We start from the raw sequence: 17,037 nt of genomic DNA, 5'->3' as shown, positions 1-17,037 counted from the left end.
ACCTTATAAACTTGACTGGACAGGTAGTGTGTTTAATAAAAGGATGGTTTTAACGAATCATTCTTTTATTAACGACTACGTTATGCATGATTTTATTTATAGTCTTCATTATTTTTTGGGATTCTTCTTATTTTACTGTTAATCTATCAGGTAATAACTATTTGGTTTTGGTGTGGCGAGAGTTCGCCAAGTAAAGAGTAAATAGTGTATTTTGTTGTCTCTAAAATTGATACAATTATCTTAGTTTGTTTTTGAAACATGTTCTTTCAGAATTTTACTTTGTGATCTTACTCTAGAAGTATTGGTTTAATGTGGTTCTTTTCTGTAAAATTGGTTGTGATTCTATAAATAGTAGATGTTTTTTATATTTTAGCTTTATATGATAGATATAGAACTTTTAGAGTATTTAGAATCATTTCTTACACCAAGACGTAAGGGGTTAAATAAAAAAGTATTGAATGATAGGACGCATCATTTTACTGTCGCTGTAGAAGATGTTTATCAACTTCATAATACAAGTGCTGTGATTCGAAGCTGTGATGTTTTTGGGATTCAGGATGTACATGTTATTGAAGAAGTTAACGTGAAACGAATTGATAGAGAGATTGCTATGGGGGCACAGAAGTGGGTAGATGTTCATAGATATCCGACAACAAAAGAATGTATACAGACATTAAAAAATAAGGGATACCAGATCGTAGCTACAACTCCTCATGATGATTCTAAGGTGTTGTATGATTTTGATGTTAGCCAACCGGCTGCGTTCTTCTTTGGCAGAGAGCAACAGGGATTAAGTAATGCTGTACTGGATGCAGCAGATAGTAAATTGCATATTCCTATGGTTGGTTTTACCGAAAGCCTTAATATATCAGTATCGGCGGCTATCATTTTACAGCATGTTACCTCAGAATTAAAAAAAACAACGATCGACTGGCAATTATCAGAAGAACAAAAATTAGAAAAAAGAATGGACTGGGCTAAGAAAGTGATCAAAAGTCATGATCAGATTATTGCTAGATATAACGGCGAAAAGAAGTGAAATAAATGTAGGGTTTGAGTACTACTTTCTTTCCAGAATTTTATATTCTTCGTAACATTCGCTTATTGCATCCAAAATCTGAAGATCATTGGCGTATTTGATAAAATCAATTGAGTAGTTACAATTGCGTAAAATCTCATCAATATCCATTCTCTCAATTTGTAGTAATGCCATTAAGGTAGCTCGATCAAACTTGGTTTCTAGCAAATTTCGAATCTCATCATCTTTCTTCATTTTTCGAAGTTTTCGAAGCTCAGTAGATCGTTTACTAAACATATTATACAGGAAATCTGCGGGGTTAAAAATAGCACCTAATACTTTGTTCACCGCTCCAGGTTGTTTACTTCCTCCTTCGTATCCAGAATTGAGTCCTGCAATTCCGTATCTATAGTTGTTGTATATAGGTATTTTTTTTGCGTCTACTTCTAGGTATCCTGTGAGTTGTACATCGGCAACAACAATTTCTTCGAGAGCTATTCCTAGTTCAGTCATTTTTATTCTTACCTCTCCATATTTAATCCAATCATTGGTAACTCTTGCTCGCAAAGGTTTGTATCCGATATACGAAAAATACAGTGTATCATTTACTTTGGCTTGTATAGAAAAATCACCATCACTACTGGTTATAGTACCTATTACTTGACTAAGATTAACGATATGAACATTTTCTAACGACTTATCTGTACTTGCATTTAGAACTTTTCCGTTTACAATACCCGAATCGGTTGTTTGCGAATACATAGTTAAACTAACAAGTAATAGGATGTAATATAATATGTTTCTCATGTAATATTTTATAGCTATCAATTTTGATTTAAGTAACATAAAAATCAAGCCAAAAACAGTATTACTGTGTTAAAGTTTACAAAATTCAATGATTATTAAATAAAAGTAATACTATTAAATATTTGATTTTAATTAGTTACGATCACTACGTTTTCTTCTGTCTCTTCTCCCATTATTGCCTCTATCATCTTTGTTATAAGAATCAAAACGCTTCTTGTTTTTTGGCTTAAATCCATCGCTTCTTCTTTTTCCTTTATATCCGCCACCTTCATTACGACGTTTAGGACTTCTTCTTCGAGAATCTTTAGAAATTTCAACATTAACATTTCTACCCTGTAATTTGAAATCTTCAAAAACCTCAAGGACCTTTTCTTTATCTTCGGTATTGGTATTAAAAAAAGAGAAACTTTCTTTGACGTCAACACGCGTTAGGCTATCACTTCCTAATGAGAGAGCATCTTTAAGGAAATCTTTAAGAGTCATCCAATCAAACCCATCTTTTTCTCCAACATTTATAAAGTAACGCGTACTGTTTCCGTTAGATGTATATTCTCCTCTGTCTCTATCATTGACAGAAGTATTTAGGTCTCGTGATTTTTTATAATAATTATGAAAACGAGAAAACTCTACAGAAAAGAATTTTTTAATTAATTCTTCTTTGGTAAATTCTTCTAAAACTTCATTAATAGAAGGTAGGTAACTATCAATTTCGTGATTTATTTCTGATTTTTTAATATCACTAGCTAAATGAAATAATTGTATTTGACATATTTCTTCGCCACTAGGAATTTCTTTTTTCTCGAAACTTTTCTTGATAATTCGTTCTACAGACTTTATTTTTCTAAGTTCACTTTTAGAAACAATAACCATAGATACACCACTTTTTCCTGCACGTCCTGTTCGACCGCTTCTGTGGGTGTATGTCTCTATCTCGTCAGGTAGTTGGTAGTTAATAACGTGAGTAACATTGTCTACATCAATTCCACGAGCAGCAACGTCTGTAGCAACCAACATTTGTATTTGTCTGTTTCTGAAACTTTTCATTACCAGATCTCGCTGATTTTGACTTAGGTCACCATGAAGAGCTGCTGCATTATAACCATCTTCGATAAGATTTTCTGCCACCTTTTGGGTGTCTCTTTTGGTTCTACAAAATATGACCGAAAAAATATCAGGATTGGCATCAGCTAATCTTTTTAATGCCGCATATCTATCTCTAGAATTTACAACATAGTATTCGTGAGATACATTTTTAGAGCCTGTGTTTTTATGACCTACAGTAATTTCTACAGGGGCACTCATAAAACGCTTTGCTATTGTTGATACCTCTTTGGGCATTGTAGCTGAGAATAACCAAGTGTTCTTTTCTTTGGGAGTATGAGATAGTATGGCATTAATATCTTCATAAAACCCCATGTTTAGCATCTCATCAGCTTCATCTAGTACGCAGTATCCTATGTTAGAAATATCAACCATCTTACGGTTAATCATATCTTGCATTCGTCCGGGAGTAGCTACAATAATTTGAGCCCCACGTTTTATCTGTTTTGCCTGATCACTGATACTTGCTCCACCATAAATAGCAACAGTATGTAATCCAGGAATAAATTTGGAATAATTTTTTAACTCATTTGTTATTTGTAAGCAAAGTTCTCGTGTAGGGGATAAAATCAATCCTTGGGTAATTCTGCTACTACTATCCACTTTTTCAATCAACGGAAATCCAAACGCTGCAGTTTTTCCTGTCCCCGTTTGTGCTAAGGCTACAATATCTGTATCTTCATTCAGCAAAATGGGAATTGCCTTTTCTTGTACTTCACTAGGGGTTTCGAATCCCATATCTTCTACAGCCTTAATAACGGCTTCGCCCAGACCTAATGCTTCAAATTTGTTCATATAGCTAAAAATAAGCCGCAAAGGTACGGTTTATTATTCGTCTATTACAAAAACGAGTTACTTATTATGATGTTGCAAATTTTTAAGAGCGAGCAATATTTAAACTGATCGCTTTTTGTTTGTTATCCCATGTGCTTAAGTTGTTTATGATAACACTTGCTAATATATGTAAAGGATATTTTTTTAATTGTGTTTTACTTTTTGATTACTTCTATTTCAAACAATTTGTCCCAGTTTTTGCCAGTTACAAAAAGTTGTTTAGAATCTGGTTTGTAGGCAATACCATTTAAAACATCGATCTGGTCATGTTGTGTAACTTTTTTGCGTAGTCCACTTAAGTCAATAACGGCTTCTAAAGCACCATTTTTGGGATTAATAATAGCAATACCATCTTTTTGCCAAGTATTGGCATAAATTTTTCCATCAACCCATTCTAATTCATTAAACCTTGATTTTACACTTTTATTAGTAGTAATCTGTATGTAGTGTTTTTCTGCCAGAGTATTGGGGTCAAGTATCCAGATTTTATCTGTTCCGTCACTCTTATATATATTTTTACCATCATTACACAACCCCCATCCTTCTTTACTTTGGGTATATGCAAAGCTTCCTGTTTTTTCTAAAGTAGCAAGGTTGTAAATAAAACCTTCTTTAGCTAACCAGGTTAATTGCATTACTTTGTCATTAAGTATCGTAATCCCTTCGGCGAAATATTGCTTTGCTATTTCTTTTTTTACAAGTACCTCTCCAGTCGTATAATCAACTTTTCTTAAGGATGAAAAACCTTTTTTTCCAGTACTTTCATAAAGTGTATCTCCAGAGAATTCTAATCCTTGCGTAAATGCTTCTTTGTCATGTGGATATTCTGCCTTGATGGTATAAGAATAAAGTTTTGGTGATACATTATTGAGCAGCGTTATCTTTTTACTAATAGTATCAATGTTTCCGTCATAAAATACTTGAGCCTGTATAACATGATTCCCTAGTTTTTCGTCATCTAATTTTTCAGAATACTCAAAAGGTGGTGTTGCAACCGATTTTTTATTAGCAAGAATATAAATGACAGAATCAATTTTTATATTTTGATTATTTACAATAGTTGCTTTTAGAGTTTGTCCTAACGTAAGTTTTGTCTTACCATCAGCGATTGACAAAGAAAAATATTTTTTTTTCTTCTCTTGGTTACTTCCACAAGAAATTATTAATGTGCTTAAAATAATGATGATAAGAGAGTTACGAATATTCATTTGTGAATTTAAATTTTGATGAAAGATATTTATTTTATTTGGGTTTAAAAAATCATTGTTTTATTTACTAAAGATCGTATCTTTGCACCCGGCAAGTCCTACACAACTAGCTCCTGTTGAATCCTCCAGGGCGGGAACGCAGCAAAGGTAGATGGTTGTAGCGGTGTGATGTAGGTAGCTTGCCTTTTTTTGTACCCTAAAATGAGCAAACATCTTCTTCAAGATAACGTTAATTACTGTAATTATTAAGTTTAATTAGTACATCAGAATTGTATATTTGCGCTATGAGTGCAAATCATAAAAACAAGGTTGTTTTAATAACAGGAGGATCTTCTGGAATAGGGAAATCCATAGGTATATATCTTACAGAAAAAGGGTACATCGTTTATGGTACAAGCCGTAATCCGTCAAAGCTCAAAGACTTTAATCATTTTACATTATTAAAATTAGATGTAGCAGATACAATAAGTATTGAATCTGCTGTTGCGGTTATAGAACAAAAGCATGGGCAACTAGATGTATTGATTAATAATGCAGGAGCAGGAATTACAGGTCCAATAGAAGAAATTCCTGAAGATGAAATTATAAAAAACTTTACAACGAATTATTTTGGTCCTATAAATGTGACTAAAGCTGTGTTACCGCTAATGCGGAAACAAGGAGGTGGGCTTGTAATTAATGTCACTTCTATTGCAGGATATATGGGGTTGCCGTATCGCGGAATTTATAGTGCTTCTAAAGCTGCTTTAGAAATGACAACTGAGGCTTGGAGAATGGAGCTAAAGGCTTTTAATATTAAAATGACTAATGTAGCTCCAGGAGATTTTGCAACTAATATTGCAGCGGGACGATATCATGCCCCCGTAATAAAGAGCTCACCCTACGAAAAACCATATGGAGATACTTTAAAAATGATGGATTCGCATGTAGATTCAGGTAGTGATCCTTTAGAAATGGCAAAAGTAGTATATAAAATAATACGAACTGATACTCCTAAGGTGCATTATAAAGTTGGAGTTTTTATGCAAAAATTTTCAATTGTTCTAAAACGAATTTTGCCAGATCTGGTATACGAAAAGTTATTGATGAATCATTATAAATTATAATTTTAGTTGCCCGGACTCGGACGATTATTTTTATATTCGCATACATAAAAATGAATATATAAAATCTAAATATAAGAGTATGAAGTTTTTTATTGATACCGCAAACCTTGACCAAATTAAAGAAGCTCAAGACTTGGGAGTTTTAGATGGGGTTACGACCAATCCATCTTTAATGGCTAAAGAAGGTATTACAGGCAAAGAAAATATTATTAATCACTACAAGAAAATATGTGAGATTGTAACTGGCGATGTAAGTGCAGAAGTGATCTCTACAGATTTTGAAGGAATGATTAAAGAAGGAGAAGAGTTGGCAAAACTTCATGATCAAATAATAGTAAAAGTGCCTATGATTAAAGAAGGGGTAAAAGCTATTAAGTATTTTAGTGATAAAGGAATTAAAACAAATTGTACACTTGTGTTTTCGGCAGGACAAGCCTTATTGGCGGCAAAAGCTGGAGCTACCTATGTTTCTCCATTTATTGGACGATTAGATGACATATCTACTGATGGACTTAACTTAATTGCAGAAATTAGACAAATATATAATAACTATGGGTTTGCAACTCAAATATTGGCAGCCTCTGTAAGACATACTATGCATGTTATTGATTGTGCTAAGATAGGCGCAGATGTGATGACTGGACCTCTTTCGTCTATTGAAGGGTTGTTAAAACACCCACTTACTGATATAGGTTTGGCAAAATTTCTTGCTGATTATAAAAAAGGAAATTAAATAAAAACCATCCATTTTTATTTTATTACGATATAAAAAAGTTACTTCTTTGTGGAGTAACTTTTTTTAGTTTTCAATACTAGCCAACTGCGTATATTGCATTAGTTGTTTTTCAAAAATAGATGCAAATAAATCCGCTCTTGCATTGATGATTTTACCCTCATTATCCACTAGTATTACCTTGTTCCTGTAATGAATTACTAGTTCTTCAAAAGAACATTTTGGGTATTTGAACCCATATTCTTGGTTTAAGTTATATTGATGTCTTTTTACGGTATTCAACCAGTTTTCGGTTTCGTTATCATCAATATTGACAGCTATAAAATTAATATCAGGATATAGAGTATTGAGATATGTTGCTTTTTGATGTGCACGAACATAATGATTTTTATGATTCATAGACCAGAAATAAAGAGCAGTAATAGGTTTGTTAAATAGAGAAGATAGCTGTACCGTTTCACCTTCTAAATTGACAAGTTCTTGATCAGGAATTACACTATTAGGTCTTAATTTAGAAATTGCATGGTAGAGTGTGGTCATTTTTGCTCTCGACTTTTTATTAGAAGTAGTTGCCAAAAATTGTGTAAGAATTGAATCTGACTCAATATTGTTTTTACTATTTAATAAAAAATTTAAAGTTGATCTTCGTAATAAATTATTCTTAATATTGGGATTCTCTACTTTGCAGTCGATCAGATTGAGTTGATGCTGTGTTTTTTTAAAATTAGTAGAAAGTTTAGAAAGATTCCCCTTATCGTCTGTTAATGCCAAATTTGTAAAATAGTGATGCAAAAATCTATTGTAAGAATATAACCTTTTTAAATGACTATCGTTAAAGTTGATTTGATTTCGATATGCATAAAATGATGCAGGGATTTCTTTTAGAACACTTTGATTTCCTTGGTCATACTGGCTTTTAAAATATTGCTCATGTCTGTTATAATAGCCAAATATAAAACTAGATTCGGTTACTTTTTTTGCCAAATCGGTAAGTTGATATTTATTTACTAATTTTTGAAATGATTTTTGATGAAACTTAAGGATTGAATCTTGATTTTCTTTAAAAAGTTCTGGGGTCTGTGCAAAACGATTTTTTTTGAGTTTGTCTAAATCCGTTTCGTTTTTTAAAAACACATCAATCAAAAAATTATTTTTACGTGCACCAATACCTGTAAAAACTAGAGATTCATCAAATTCTAATGTGTTAACTCGAATAAGGATACTATCTCCTTTTTCTATTAACATGATTTGATGCTCTGGATTATGCTTAAATGAATACAATCCGTCCTCAACATTTTCGATTTTATGCAAAAACCGGTTGTTTTTGTCTAGTAATATGGTGTCCTTATGTCCTCTGGTATTTCTCAGCACTACATAATCGGTGAGAGGGTTTACAATTTCTCCACCAAAATAAGTGTATGCTCTACTTGTGTTTTCTGGAGCAGAACAACCTACTAAAAGAAAATGTAATAGAGAAGTAAGAACAAGACTCCGTGCGACGATAAATGGCATTATAATGACTGTATTATTGCTAATTTTTGTTTCAAAAATAGTAGGAAACTTTTGTCAGACTAGTTAATAATACGTTAATTCTATTTGGATTACATTTTTTTGATTTTTTTTTATTACGGTTTTTCTACTTTAATTTTTCAAGTTTTACATTTCCAAATTATATGAATACAAATTAATCATTGATTGTTTCAAGTTGTGGAACCATTTTTCTACTTTTGCGGGAAATTCAAACAATACAATTTTTATAAACATGCTATCAGTTTCTAATCTTTCGGTTCAATTTGGTAAACGAATACTTTTTGATGAAGTGAACACCGCTTTTACTCAAGGTAATTGTTACGGTATTATTGGCGCCAATGGTGCTGGTAAATCTACTTTTCTTAAAATTCTTGCGGGAGTCATGGAGCCTACTTCGGGCCATGTGCATTTAGAGTCAGGAAAAAGGATGTCTGTTCTTGAGCAGAACCATTATGCATATGACGAATATACTGTCTTGGAAACTGTCATTATGGGAAATAAGGATTTGTATAAGATCAAGACAGAAATTGATGCATTGTATGCAGATTATACAGACGAAAATGCAGAGAAAATAGGAGAACTTCAGGTGCAATTTGAAGAAATGAATGGTTGGAATGCCGATAGTGATGCAGCTTCTATGCTTTCTAACCTTGGGATTAAAGAAGATTTGCATTTTACCCAGATGTCTGATCTTGATACCAAGCAGCGTGTACGTGTATTGTTGTCTCAATGTTTATTTGGAAATCCAGATGTTTTAATCATGGATGAGCCGACAAATGATCTTGATTATGAAACCATATCATGGTTAGAGAATTTTTTGGGGAATTATGATAGTACAGTTATCGTCGTATCTCACGACCGTCACTTTTTAGATGCTGTATGTACTCATATATCTGATATTGATTTCAGTAAAATTAATCATTACAGCGGTAATTATACATTTTGGTACGAGTCCTCACAATTAGCAGCAAGACAGCGTGCTCAACAAAATAAAAAGGCTGAAGAAAAGAAGAAAGAGCTACAAGAGTTTATAGCTAGATTTAGTGCCAATGTAGCTAAGTCTAAGCAAGCTACTTCTCGTAAGAAGATGATCGACAAGCTTAATATAGAAGAGATTAAACCTTCTAGTAGAAGATACCCAGCGATTATTTTTGAAAGAGATAGAGAAGCCGGAGATCAAATTCTTAATGTAGAAGGATTAGCAGCTAATAGTGAAGAGGGAGAGGTGTTGTTTAAAGATGTTAATATCAATTTAGCAAAAGGTGATAAAGTAGTCGTTTTTTCTAAAGATTCTAGAGCTACTACAGCTTTTTATCAGATTCTTAATAATAAACAAGAAGCAGAAGCAGGTACATTTGATTGGGGGATTACTACAACACAATCATATTTGCCTGCAGATAATAGTGAGTATTTTCAGAATGATTTATCTCTAGTAGATTGGTTGCGTCAGTGGGCAACAACCGAAGAAGAAAGAGAAGAGGTATTTCTTAGAGGCTTTTTGGGGAAAATGATTTTTAGTGGAGAAGAAGCATTGAAAAAATCTAATGTACTTTCTGGAGGAGAAAAGGTACGTTGTATGCTCTCTAAAATGATGATGACCAGAGCAAATGTTTTAATGCTCGATGAACCTACAAACCATTTGGATCTTGAGTCTATTACTGCATTTAATAACTCTTTGGCAAAATTTAAAGGTACCGTGTTGTTTACTACCCATGATCACGAATTTGCCCAAACGGTTGGTAATAGAGTCTTAGAGTTAACACCTAACGGAGTAATTGATAGGTATGCAACTTTTGATGAGTATATGAGCGATCCTAAAACTAAAGAATTACGAGAAAAAATGTATGCAGTGAATGCATAAAAGTAGTATTCTCAAGCAAAATAGAATAATTTAATTTTTAAAAAAGTCTAAAGGGGATTATCACCTTTAGGCTTTTTTTTAGAGCATTATTATTTGATATAAAATGTGATTTTAGGCTAATAACCCGTTTCTTTTTCTAGTATTTTTTTTCCAGAAAAGTAAATCGTGGCTATGCTTAATTTTTATAGTTTGGACTAGTAAAATATTTTAAACTAGTTATACTTATAATTGCTTTTTCAATGATATTATTACACTATTGCTATCTATATATTATCTCAATATAATTTGTAGAGGGTTTAATGAATAGGCCAAATAAAAGGATCAATCTTTTTTAGAATTCTGAAAATGACGATATACCAAATATCCGCCATACCCTATAAATAATAACGTAAACATTGCTCTAAAATCCCAGTCAATATTTGTCTTAAATTGATTGTAAAGGCGAAGTCCGCCAAAGACCACCAAAGTGATCCCGATCATAAGGTCCCAGCTTTTTCGTTGAGAGTCATTTTCTTCTGGCATACTCAGATTTTGATTTTTACATGTTTTTTTCGATTAGTGTAAGGGCCTTAGTATATTCCTCTTTTTTAACAAAAAGTTGAATGTGGTCAGGAACTCCACCTCCGAAACCTGCCATCATTCCTGATTTCATATCATCTCTGGTTATCGAAGTAATGCCTTGATCAATTAATAGGGTCTGAATAAATTGTACATTAATCATACTCCCGGTATACGCTCTCTCATATTCACTTTCTGTAAACATAGTTTTGTAGTTTAAGTTATGCATTAAAATATTTACTATTCCATATAGCAGTATTAAAATTTTTGCCCAGAGCGAATCCATAAAATAAAACAATGGCCGCAACGGATTTAAACATAAATAAAAATACCATAATGTGTGTAGAGGTTGTACTTTGTTTACTAAATAATCCTTCAGGGATCATAAAGGTGCATACAACACTTACCAAAAATGTAAGTAGGAGTAAGTTTTCAAAACTTTTAAAAAACCACATCATTATTTTTCGAAATGGATGAAGGTCATTTCCCCATGTATGAATGAGGTAAAAATAATCATTTCCCATAGGAGCAAAGAGTAGAGGATCATCGGCATTTTCTAATTTGAATAGCTTAGATGGCGCTATGATTTTAAATCCTTTTAACTCGGTTTGATGTTTTTTTTCGAGCTCTTTGATCTCGGAAATAGCCGAATACGGTAGTTTTCCCTTAAAATATTTTGAGTCTAAAAAACGAAGTCGATAGTCAATACAGATTTTTTTTATTTGATCAATATGATAAATACGATGCGTTTCTAATTGATCAAAATCGAAGGTATTACAAAGTATTACAGAAGAATTTTCTAAATTTTGAATTATTTGCTGGCTATGCTTTTCTTCTTGTTTAAAGATTTTATGAATTTGATGTTTCCATGTACTAGGGTCAAACTCTTTGGACCTTACTTTATCTAATTTTTGTTGAATGTTTGTTCTGGGAAGTGAGAGTTTCATGTTTTCTTTTTCTTTAGCCTTACTAAGTTAATGATTTACCTTTGGTTTTGCAAGCTAAAGAGCTGAGTAGGAGGTGCGATGCTAATAGATACTTCAAGTTTATGACTTTATTTTATTTTGTAGTATATTTTTTTAAACTAAAACAGCCACATCTTTTTACAAATGCGACTGTTTTTACTATATTTCTTACTGTTATCTACCAATCTGATACGGCACGAAGTCAGAAGATATTCGCGTAGTAATACACTTTTTATTTAATCCCTCTTAAGAGAGCTGGGAAACTAACCGTAGCGCATACTAAACAAGTGGGGCAATATATATTACTGTAGATTCTCTTATCCGTGATTTTAGTGCTAAAAAAGCATATGCCTCGTTAATATAAATTACAAATTGTTACGATTTCTTTTTCTTTTTTAGGAATAAAATTTGTTGAGAGTTTGATTTTTTCAATTTTCAAAGAAGGGTTATCCCAATCTTTATTTAGTATAAATTTATCACTATAAATTATTCTATAATAGTTCAAATAATTAGAATTGTCTAAATAAAATAGTTTTTCATCATTAGATAAACTTTTGAGCATATACGTTTGATTATTTTTAATATCTATTATAATTACGTCGTATAAATTTGACATTAAACCGGTTGCATTATCTGGAAGCAAAAATCCAATAATTAACTTTTTATTGTCATTGTACACCTCATTTATAAAAGGTTCATTTTTATTTGGATTATTATTGAGCCATTGCTTTATTGAATGATTAGTACTATACTCACTTATATCCAGATTTTTATATTTAGTGGTAGTATTTATAAGTAATTTTAAGCTATCTATACAATTATTCTCATTTATGCTTTCAATATCACTTTTTAATGATAACTCATTTTTATTATTCTTACAACTCAATACAACTATTAGAAGAATAGCTACATATATAAATTTTAGTTTAGTTATTGTCCATTCCATCTAGTACTCCCATTTGCGCTTTGCCAAGCAGTTGTTAATCGCATAAAAGTTGTTCCTCCAGAAGCTCCAGTAGATTCGTATTTATAAAGCCAACTATGCTTCGATTTATGATTTCCTAAATTCCATAAATCATGTGCTGTATCAGTAAATTTAAACCCTACCAAATAATAACTTTTGTATGCTTGCCAGTTCTTTTTTCCAAAATCAGTACCATGCCAAAAATAAGCTCCTCCTGAAGTATCTGCATTAAAATATCCGTTCCTTACACCTAAATAAGAATTATTTACCTGTGCCTTGTTTGCGTATATACTATTTATCTTATCTCTGTGTCCCCAACCATAAATACCACCACCAGAAGCTATGTCTAAAACTGTTTTTCCATCTGCTGCTGCTCGATTTTCCATTACAGAGTATATACCTGTTGCTTCAGCAACAGACATTTGAGTGCTTCCTTCTGCAAATAATGTACCTGCAATATCTTTGAAATTAGCATGCGACATTTTAATGATTTGACTATAATCTGATAAATGTCCCCAGTATGCTGATTTATGACCTCCTGTCCATAATGATGATAATGTCCCAAATACTCCCGAATCAACAAAAGCAACTTGGTCAATTCCATCATCAATATTACCTAAATATGCTCCAGAATCTTTATCGTAATAATCAGTAGGTGGACTAAAAGCCCCATCAGGGTCAACTTGATTTGCCCAATTATTACCCATGGACATATAAGGCGAAGCATATTGTTTAGCAGGGTCAGTAGTCATCCATCTATTTATTCTTGGGTCATAGAGGCGAAGTTCGAACGCCACTTTCCCAGTCTCTGGGTCAGTTTCGGCAAATTCTCCTTGATAGCCATACCTATAATCTCCAACCATATTCCTATTAGGCATCACCATCCCACCAGGATAGTAATCTGTAGCACTTTTGATTTCGAATTCTGTACCATCTGTAGTTTTACCCACTACAGCTCTTACATTACCCAAATGATCGGTAAGTTGATATAGACTTGTGCCATCAGATTTATGCACCCCTAATCGATTGGTTCCATAAATGGTATTTTCTATAACTGCACCATCACGATAAATAGCCATCGCCGTACCCGAAGCATCTCGTACATAATGTTCGGTATATGTCAAATTACCATTCTCAGGGTTATAAGATTCTTTTCGTACTCTATGGTTTTTGTCATTGTAAAAGAACTTCACCAGAGGTATGTCATCTTTTTGTATCTCGGCTACCAATCCACTGGTATTGTAAATATAGCTAATATTTTCTTCATTATTTTTGATCAGTTGTCCGATGGTATTGTACTCATAGTTTTGACCATTTTGGTCCCCAATATCATCTGCACCTGCCACATTTCCTGTGGCATCATCAACACGTAATAATTGATTTGGTTTATCGGTTTTGTATTGATAGGATAGTTGATCCATTTTGTTAGCAGCACTGCCTCCATCTTTATTACGATTTAAGGTCTGGATATTCCCATTGGCATCATAGGTGATGTCATATACGTTATAGTCACCATTACTGTTGACCCCAGCCCCATTAGATATTTTGGCTTTAAATGTTAAGGTATTTGTGGCGGTAATACTAAAACCATCAGTTAACTTCACTTTTTTAGTAGCTTCTGCGATTTCTGAAGTTAGAACAGGTTGGTTTCTGAGTTCTTCTGGTTCTAAACTAGAGTTTATCTCAATTTCTTCATTAAAACTTGCTCCTTCTAGCCAGTTATTTTTGTTATATTTATAATAATATCTATCCTTATCACTATGTCCATTTGTACTCCAAATGATAGATTTAATATTTCCATTGTATTGATCAATACCTTCTGGTAGGGAAGGTACATAAGTTGGTGTATTTGTTCTTTTATAGTCACCATTGTAATAATTAATGGTCATTCCAAAGAGATCTTTATTGTCATTACCAGGGTCGCTACCGGCCAGATTCGGATGATTTATTCCCTTTAGTGCTCCATTGAGGTTATAAACATAGTCAATACCTTGTAATCCTTCTGCTAGATTTAATCGTTTTAGAGCCCCTGTTTCGTAATATTCATAGGATGCATGTTCGGTATAGGTACTATTGTCTGTAGAGGTTTCTACTTTAACAAGACTATAATCAACAGGATCATAGGTATATCGATGAATAAATGTATCAGAATTATCCCCTTTTTGATACCAGACTTTGTTGACCTGATTTGTTATAGGGTGATATTCATAATCAATCGTTTTATAACCGCTAAGCCCTTCAATACGCTGTACTATCCACTTTACACGTCCATAGATATCATAACTGTACCAGGTGGTTGTATTTTCATTTTCTGTTTTGGCTATATTACCAGATAAAAAAGTTGGAAACTCATAATCATCAGGTAAAAGATTAGTATAGCTAGATACGTCATATTGGGTTTTATGTACTTCGCTACAATTTACATCTGTTAACCCATCACCATCTTGTGTGTCAACAAGATTTTTTAAGGAAGTTTTAAAAGCTTCCGTTGCACTAGTTACAGTATTACTATAGACAGCAAGATAGTCGAGGTTGACATCAGAATATACTCCACTTTCTATGGGGCGTCCTTTTTGGTCGTAATTAGTATATGAAAATTCTTTATTTTCCCATTGTTTGCTATTGATAGAAAACCGAATCTGTCCATCTTTTCTATATAAGAACCAGGCATCTCCTTCATCAGGACTATGGGTTTGGGTGAGTTGCCCCAGAGCATTGTATTCAAAGGTGCTTTCTAGTTGTTGTAGTGGTTGTTTGCTGCTAATAATTCGTCCTGCTTCATCATATTCATTTAGGCTATAATCGTAGTAGTTTTCTGGATAGGTCACAGTCATACCGTCTTTAGGGTATATATCCGGTTTACTCATGGCGATTCTGTAGAAACCATTCGGTAAAGCTCCGGTAGCCATAGTTTCTTGTTCCTCTGTAATAAGGTTGTATACTTTATATCCCATGTTTGTTGAATTATTAACACTAATCCCAGATCTTCCTACAGGAATATGAATGTCTACATAGGCTTGCTCGCCAATTTTTACGTATGATGTTCGCCCATTTACAACATTACCCGTTTCATTGCCACTGCGGGCTGAGGCTATTACTTTACCATCGGTATCGGTAAAAACAACAGATTCGACTCCATGAACATCTCTAGAAACGGTTTTAATAATTTTATAGTTTTCGGGATTATATGCAGGATCTCCAAAAGCTACAGAACGAGCCAATTCTTGTCCAGCAGGCATGGAGAAGGTATATCCATTTTTCCATGCTCCATCTATTTTATTACCTCCAATAGTTTTGTTTACCGTGCCTGGGTTGAGTTCACTATATATGGTTCTGGAGTAGGGGCGAGGAGTAACATCTTGATAGTCATTTCTGGTATTATTTTCACTATAATACCAGCCCAATGTTCCTTCTCTGTCATTTTCTACTACTGAAGGATCTTCTATATCATCTTTTTCATAATCCGTTATTGATATTCGTGAGAGTTTATAATCTCCTTCTATCTCCCCTAAATTTGTAGGAGCAGAAAGAGTTTGTAAGGCTGCTCTTCCCTGATAATCATAAAAAGTTTCTGACATCCAAATTGTATTGGTTTTGAAATCCCAACTTATAGTTTTATTAGGTTTGGCGAGGGCATCAAAATAGTTTACACCATGTGATTTTATATTCCCTAGTCGATCATAACTTTTTGTTCCTACAAGGTTTTGATTATAGGAGTATTGTGGGATTTCTACAGGACACCCATCTAATGTACCATAGGTGTATGGACAAAAATCTCCTTGATCATCTTGTATATTACCGTTTTCACTCCAATTACCATCTGTTACCCATCCCGTATATGGTGGACTAGTCGCCATAATAGGCAAGGTACTTGAGTACCCCAAACCATCTCCGTCTTCATCAGGATACCAATATTCTAAATCCCCTTTATTTTGATATACAGGGATTCCATTATCGCTATAGGTCACTCTATTACCATTGCCATCATATATAAACAATCGAGCACTTCTGCTACTTGGAGTAGTGACCGGTGCACAAATAACCTTTAAGTAATATTCGGTATCCCCAAGTTCGTCGTTTTCATAATAACTAATGGATGCACTCGTTATCCACCCTTCTTGTGTCCCTACATAATCGATCTCAACATACGCATCATCAGTGTTTGCCAAGTAACAGTCAGAACTAGGGCCATTACTGGTATAACTATCCATTTTAATTTCAATTTCCCCACCATTATTACCAAAGCTAAATGCTTGATTGGTATCTAATTCTATACATGTTTGTGCTGTCAAGAAATTACTTATGAATAAAATAGTTCCTAAAACAAATATTATTTTAAAATACTTTCTCAT

Annotated in this window: 13 protein-coding genes and 1 other RNA gene; 5 read left to right on the top strand and 9 right to left on the bottom strand. The window is 33.3% G+C overall.

Annotated elements, in window-relative coordinates:
- Positions 1-379 precede the first annotated feature (379 nt).
- Positions 380-1,039 (top strand): TrmH family RNA methyltransferase, encoded by a 660-nt coding sequence (locus DZ60_RS0100305; RefSeq protein WP_025739467.1) that lies wholly within the window; start codon positions 380-382, stop codon positions 1,037-1,039.
- Between the two features lie 21 nt (positions 1,040-1,060).
- On the opposite strand, the gene DZ60_RS0100300 is transcribed toward DZ60_RS0100305, so the two are convergent.
- From DZ60_RS0100300 to DZ60_RS0100290, 3 genes are all read right to left on the bottom strand, one after another.
- Positions 1,061-1,825, bottom strand: a complete 765-nt coding sequence (locus DZ60_RS0100300) for a carboxypeptidase-like regulatory domain-containing protein (RefSeq protein ID WP_025739465.1) — start codon at positions 1,823-1,825, stop codon at positions 1,061-1,063.
- A gap of 132 nt (positions 1,826-1,957) precedes the next feature.
- Positions 1,958-3,721, bottom strand: a complete 1,764-nt coding sequence (locus DZ60_RS0100295; protein WP_025739464.1) for a DEAD/DEAH box helicase — start codon at positions 3,719-3,721, stop codon at positions 1,958-1,960.
- Positions 3,722-3,915: 194 nt separating this feature from the next.
- The gene (locus DZ60_RS0100290) at positions 3,916-4,968 is read right to left on the bottom strand and encodes a glutaminyl-peptide cyclotransferase (protein ID WP_025739462.1); all 1,053 of its coding nucleotides are present in this window, start codon (positions 4,966-4,968) and stop codon (positions 3,916-3,918) included.
- Between the two features lie 89 nt (positions 4,969-5,057).
- On the opposite strand from DZ60_RS0100290, the gene ffs reads away from it, so the two are divergent.
- The 3 genes from ffs to fsa all read left to right on the top strand — a co-directional run bounded on the left by ffs (position 5,058) and on the right by fsa (position 6,807).
- Positions 5,058-5,156: signal recognition particle sRNA small type (gene ffs / locus DZ60_RS24595), an RNA gene on the top strand.
- A gap of 96 nt (positions 5,157-5,252) precedes the next feature.
- A complete protein-coding gene (locus tag DZ60_RS0100285; RefSeq protein WP_025739460.1) occupies positions 5,253-6,074 on the top strand; it encodes an SDR family oxidoreductase in 822 nt (273 codons plus the stop codon).
- A gap of 79 nt (positions 6,075-6,153) precedes the next feature.
- Positions 6,154-6,807 carry a fructose-6-phosphate aldolase gene (gene fsa, locus DZ60_RS0100280; protein ID WP_025739459.1) on the top strand — a complete coding sequence of 218 codons (654 nt, stop codon included), beginning with the start codon at positions 6,154-6,156 and terminating at the stop codon, positions 6,805-6,807.
- A 66-nt stretch (positions 6,808-6,873) separates the two neighbouring features.
- Here the strand turns inward: fsa and DZ60_RS0100275 are convergent, their stop codons facing one another.
- Positions 6,874-8,319: a TlpA family protein disulfide reductase gene (locus DZ60_RS0100275; RefSeq protein WP_025739458.1), complete on the bottom strand. Its 1,446-nt coding sequence runs from the start codon at positions 8,317-8,319 to the stop codon at positions 6,874-6,876.
- A 250-nt stretch (positions 8,320-8,569) separates the two neighbouring features.
- Between DZ60_RS0100275 and DZ60_RS0100270 the strand changes: the two genes are divergently transcribed.
- Positions 8,570-10,198 carry an ABC-F family ATP-binding cassette domain-containing protein gene (locus tag DZ60_RS0100270; protein ID WP_025739456.1) on the top strand — a complete coding sequence of 543 codons (1,629 nt, stop codon included), beginning with the start codon at positions 8,570-8,572 and terminating at the stop codon, positions 10,196-10,198.
- A gap of 321 nt (positions 10,199-10,519) precedes the next feature.
- On the opposite strand, the gene DZ60_RS0100265 is transcribed toward DZ60_RS0100270, so the two are convergent.
- The 5 genes from DZ60_RS0100265 to DZ60_RS0100245 all read right to left on the bottom strand — a co-directional run bounded on the left by DZ60_RS0100265 (position 10,520) and on the right by DZ60_RS0100245 (position 17,037).
- Positions 10,520-10,720: a hypothetical protein gene (locus tag DZ60_RS0100265; protein ID WP_025739454.1), complete on the bottom strand. Its 201-nt coding sequence runs from the start codon at positions 10,718-10,720 to the stop codon at positions 10,520-10,522.
- Between the two features lie 16 nt (positions 10,721-10,736).
- Positions 10,737-10,961 carry a putative signal transducing protein gene (locus DZ60_RS0100260; protein ID WP_025739452.1) on the bottom strand — a complete coding sequence of 75 codons (225 nt, stop codon included), beginning with the start codon at positions 10,959-10,961 and terminating at the stop codon, positions 10,737-10,739.
- A 16-nt stretch (positions 10,962-10,977) separates the two neighbouring features.
- Positions 10,978-11,703, bottom strand: coding sequence for a hypothetical protein (locus DZ60_RS0100255; RefSeq protein WP_025739449.1), 726 nt, complete (start codon positions 11,701-11,703; stop codon positions 10,978-10,980).
- A 373-nt stretch (positions 11,704-12,076) separates the two neighbouring features.
- Positions 12,077-12,667, bottom strand: coding sequence for a hypothetical protein (locus tag DZ60_RS0100250; protein ID WP_025739447.1), 591 nt, complete (start codon positions 12,665-12,667; stop codon positions 12,077-12,079).
- The gene (locus DZ60_RS0100245) at positions 12,652-17,037 is read right to left on the bottom strand and encodes an RHS repeat domain-containing protein (RefSeq protein WP_025739446.1); all 4,386 of its coding nucleotides are present in this window, start codon (positions 17,035-17,037) and stop codon (positions 12,652-12,654) included. Before DZ60_RS0100245 ends, DZ60_RS0100250 begins: the two co-directional genes overlap by 16 nt.

The sequence above is a fragment of the Aquimarina pacifica genome (genome assembly GCF_000520955.1).
Taxonomy (GTDB): Bacteria; Bacteroidota; Bacteroidia; order Flavobacteriales; family Flavobacteriaceae; genus Aquimarina; species Aquimarina pacifica.
This window is presented reverse-complemented; position numbering and strand designations above follow the sequence as displayed.

What these genes read in the sequence shown, in the direction of transcription:
- DZ60_RS0100305 (WP_025739467.1), top strand. Translation starts at nt 380, where the DNA reads ATGATAGATATAGAACTTTTAGAGTATTTAGAATCATTTCTTACACCA.
- DZ60_RS0100300 (WP_025739465.1), bottom strand. Translation starts at nt 1,825, where the DNA reads ATGAGAAACATATTATATTACATCCTATTACTTGTTAGTTTAACTATG.
- DZ60_RS0100295 (WP_025739464.1), bottom strand. Translation starts at nt 3,721, where the DNA reads ATGAACAAATTTGAAGCATTAGGTCTGGGCGAAGCCGTTATTAAGGCT.
- DZ60_RS0100290 (WP_025739462.1), bottom strand. Translation starts at nt 4,968, where the DNA reads ATGAATATTCGTAACTCTCTTATCATCATTATTTTAAGCACATTAATA.
- DZ60_RS0100285 (WP_025739460.1), top strand. Translation starts at nt 5,253, where the DNA reads ATGAGTGCAAATCATAAAAACAAGGTTGTTTTAATAACAGGAGGATCT.
- fsa (WP_025739459.1), top strand. Translation starts at nt 6,154, where the DNA reads ATGAAGTTTTTTATTGATACCGCAAACCTTGACCAAATTAAAGAAGCT.
- DZ60_RS0100275 (WP_025739458.1), bottom strand. Translation starts at nt 8,319, where the DNA reads ATGCCATTTATCGTCGCACGGAGTCTTGTTCTTACTTCTCTATTACAT.
- DZ60_RS0100270 (WP_025739456.1), top strand. Translation starts at nt 8,570, where the DNA reads ATGCTATCAGTTTCTAATCTTTCGGTTCAATTTGGTAAACGAATACTT.
- DZ60_RS0100265 (WP_025739454.1), bottom strand. Translation starts at nt 10,720, where the DNA reads ATGCCAGAAGAAAATGACTCTCAACGAAAAAGCTGGGACCTTATGATC.
- DZ60_RS0100260 (WP_025739452.1), bottom strand. Translation starts at nt 10,961, where the DNA reads ATGTTTACAGAAAGTGAATATGAGAGAGCGTATACCGGGAGTATGATT.
- DZ60_RS0100255 (WP_025739449.1), bottom strand. Translation starts at nt 11,703, where the DNA reads ATGAAACTCTCACTTCCCAGAACAAACATTCAACAAAAATTAGATAAA.
- DZ60_RS0100250 (WP_025739447.1), bottom strand. Translation starts at nt 12,667, where the DNA reads ATGGAATGGACAATAACTAAACTAAAATTTATATATGTAGCTATTCTT.
- DZ60_RS0100245 (WP_025739446.1), bottom strand. Translation starts at nt 17,037, where the DNA reads ATGAGAAAGTATTTTAAAATAATATTTGTTTTAGGAACTATTTTATTC.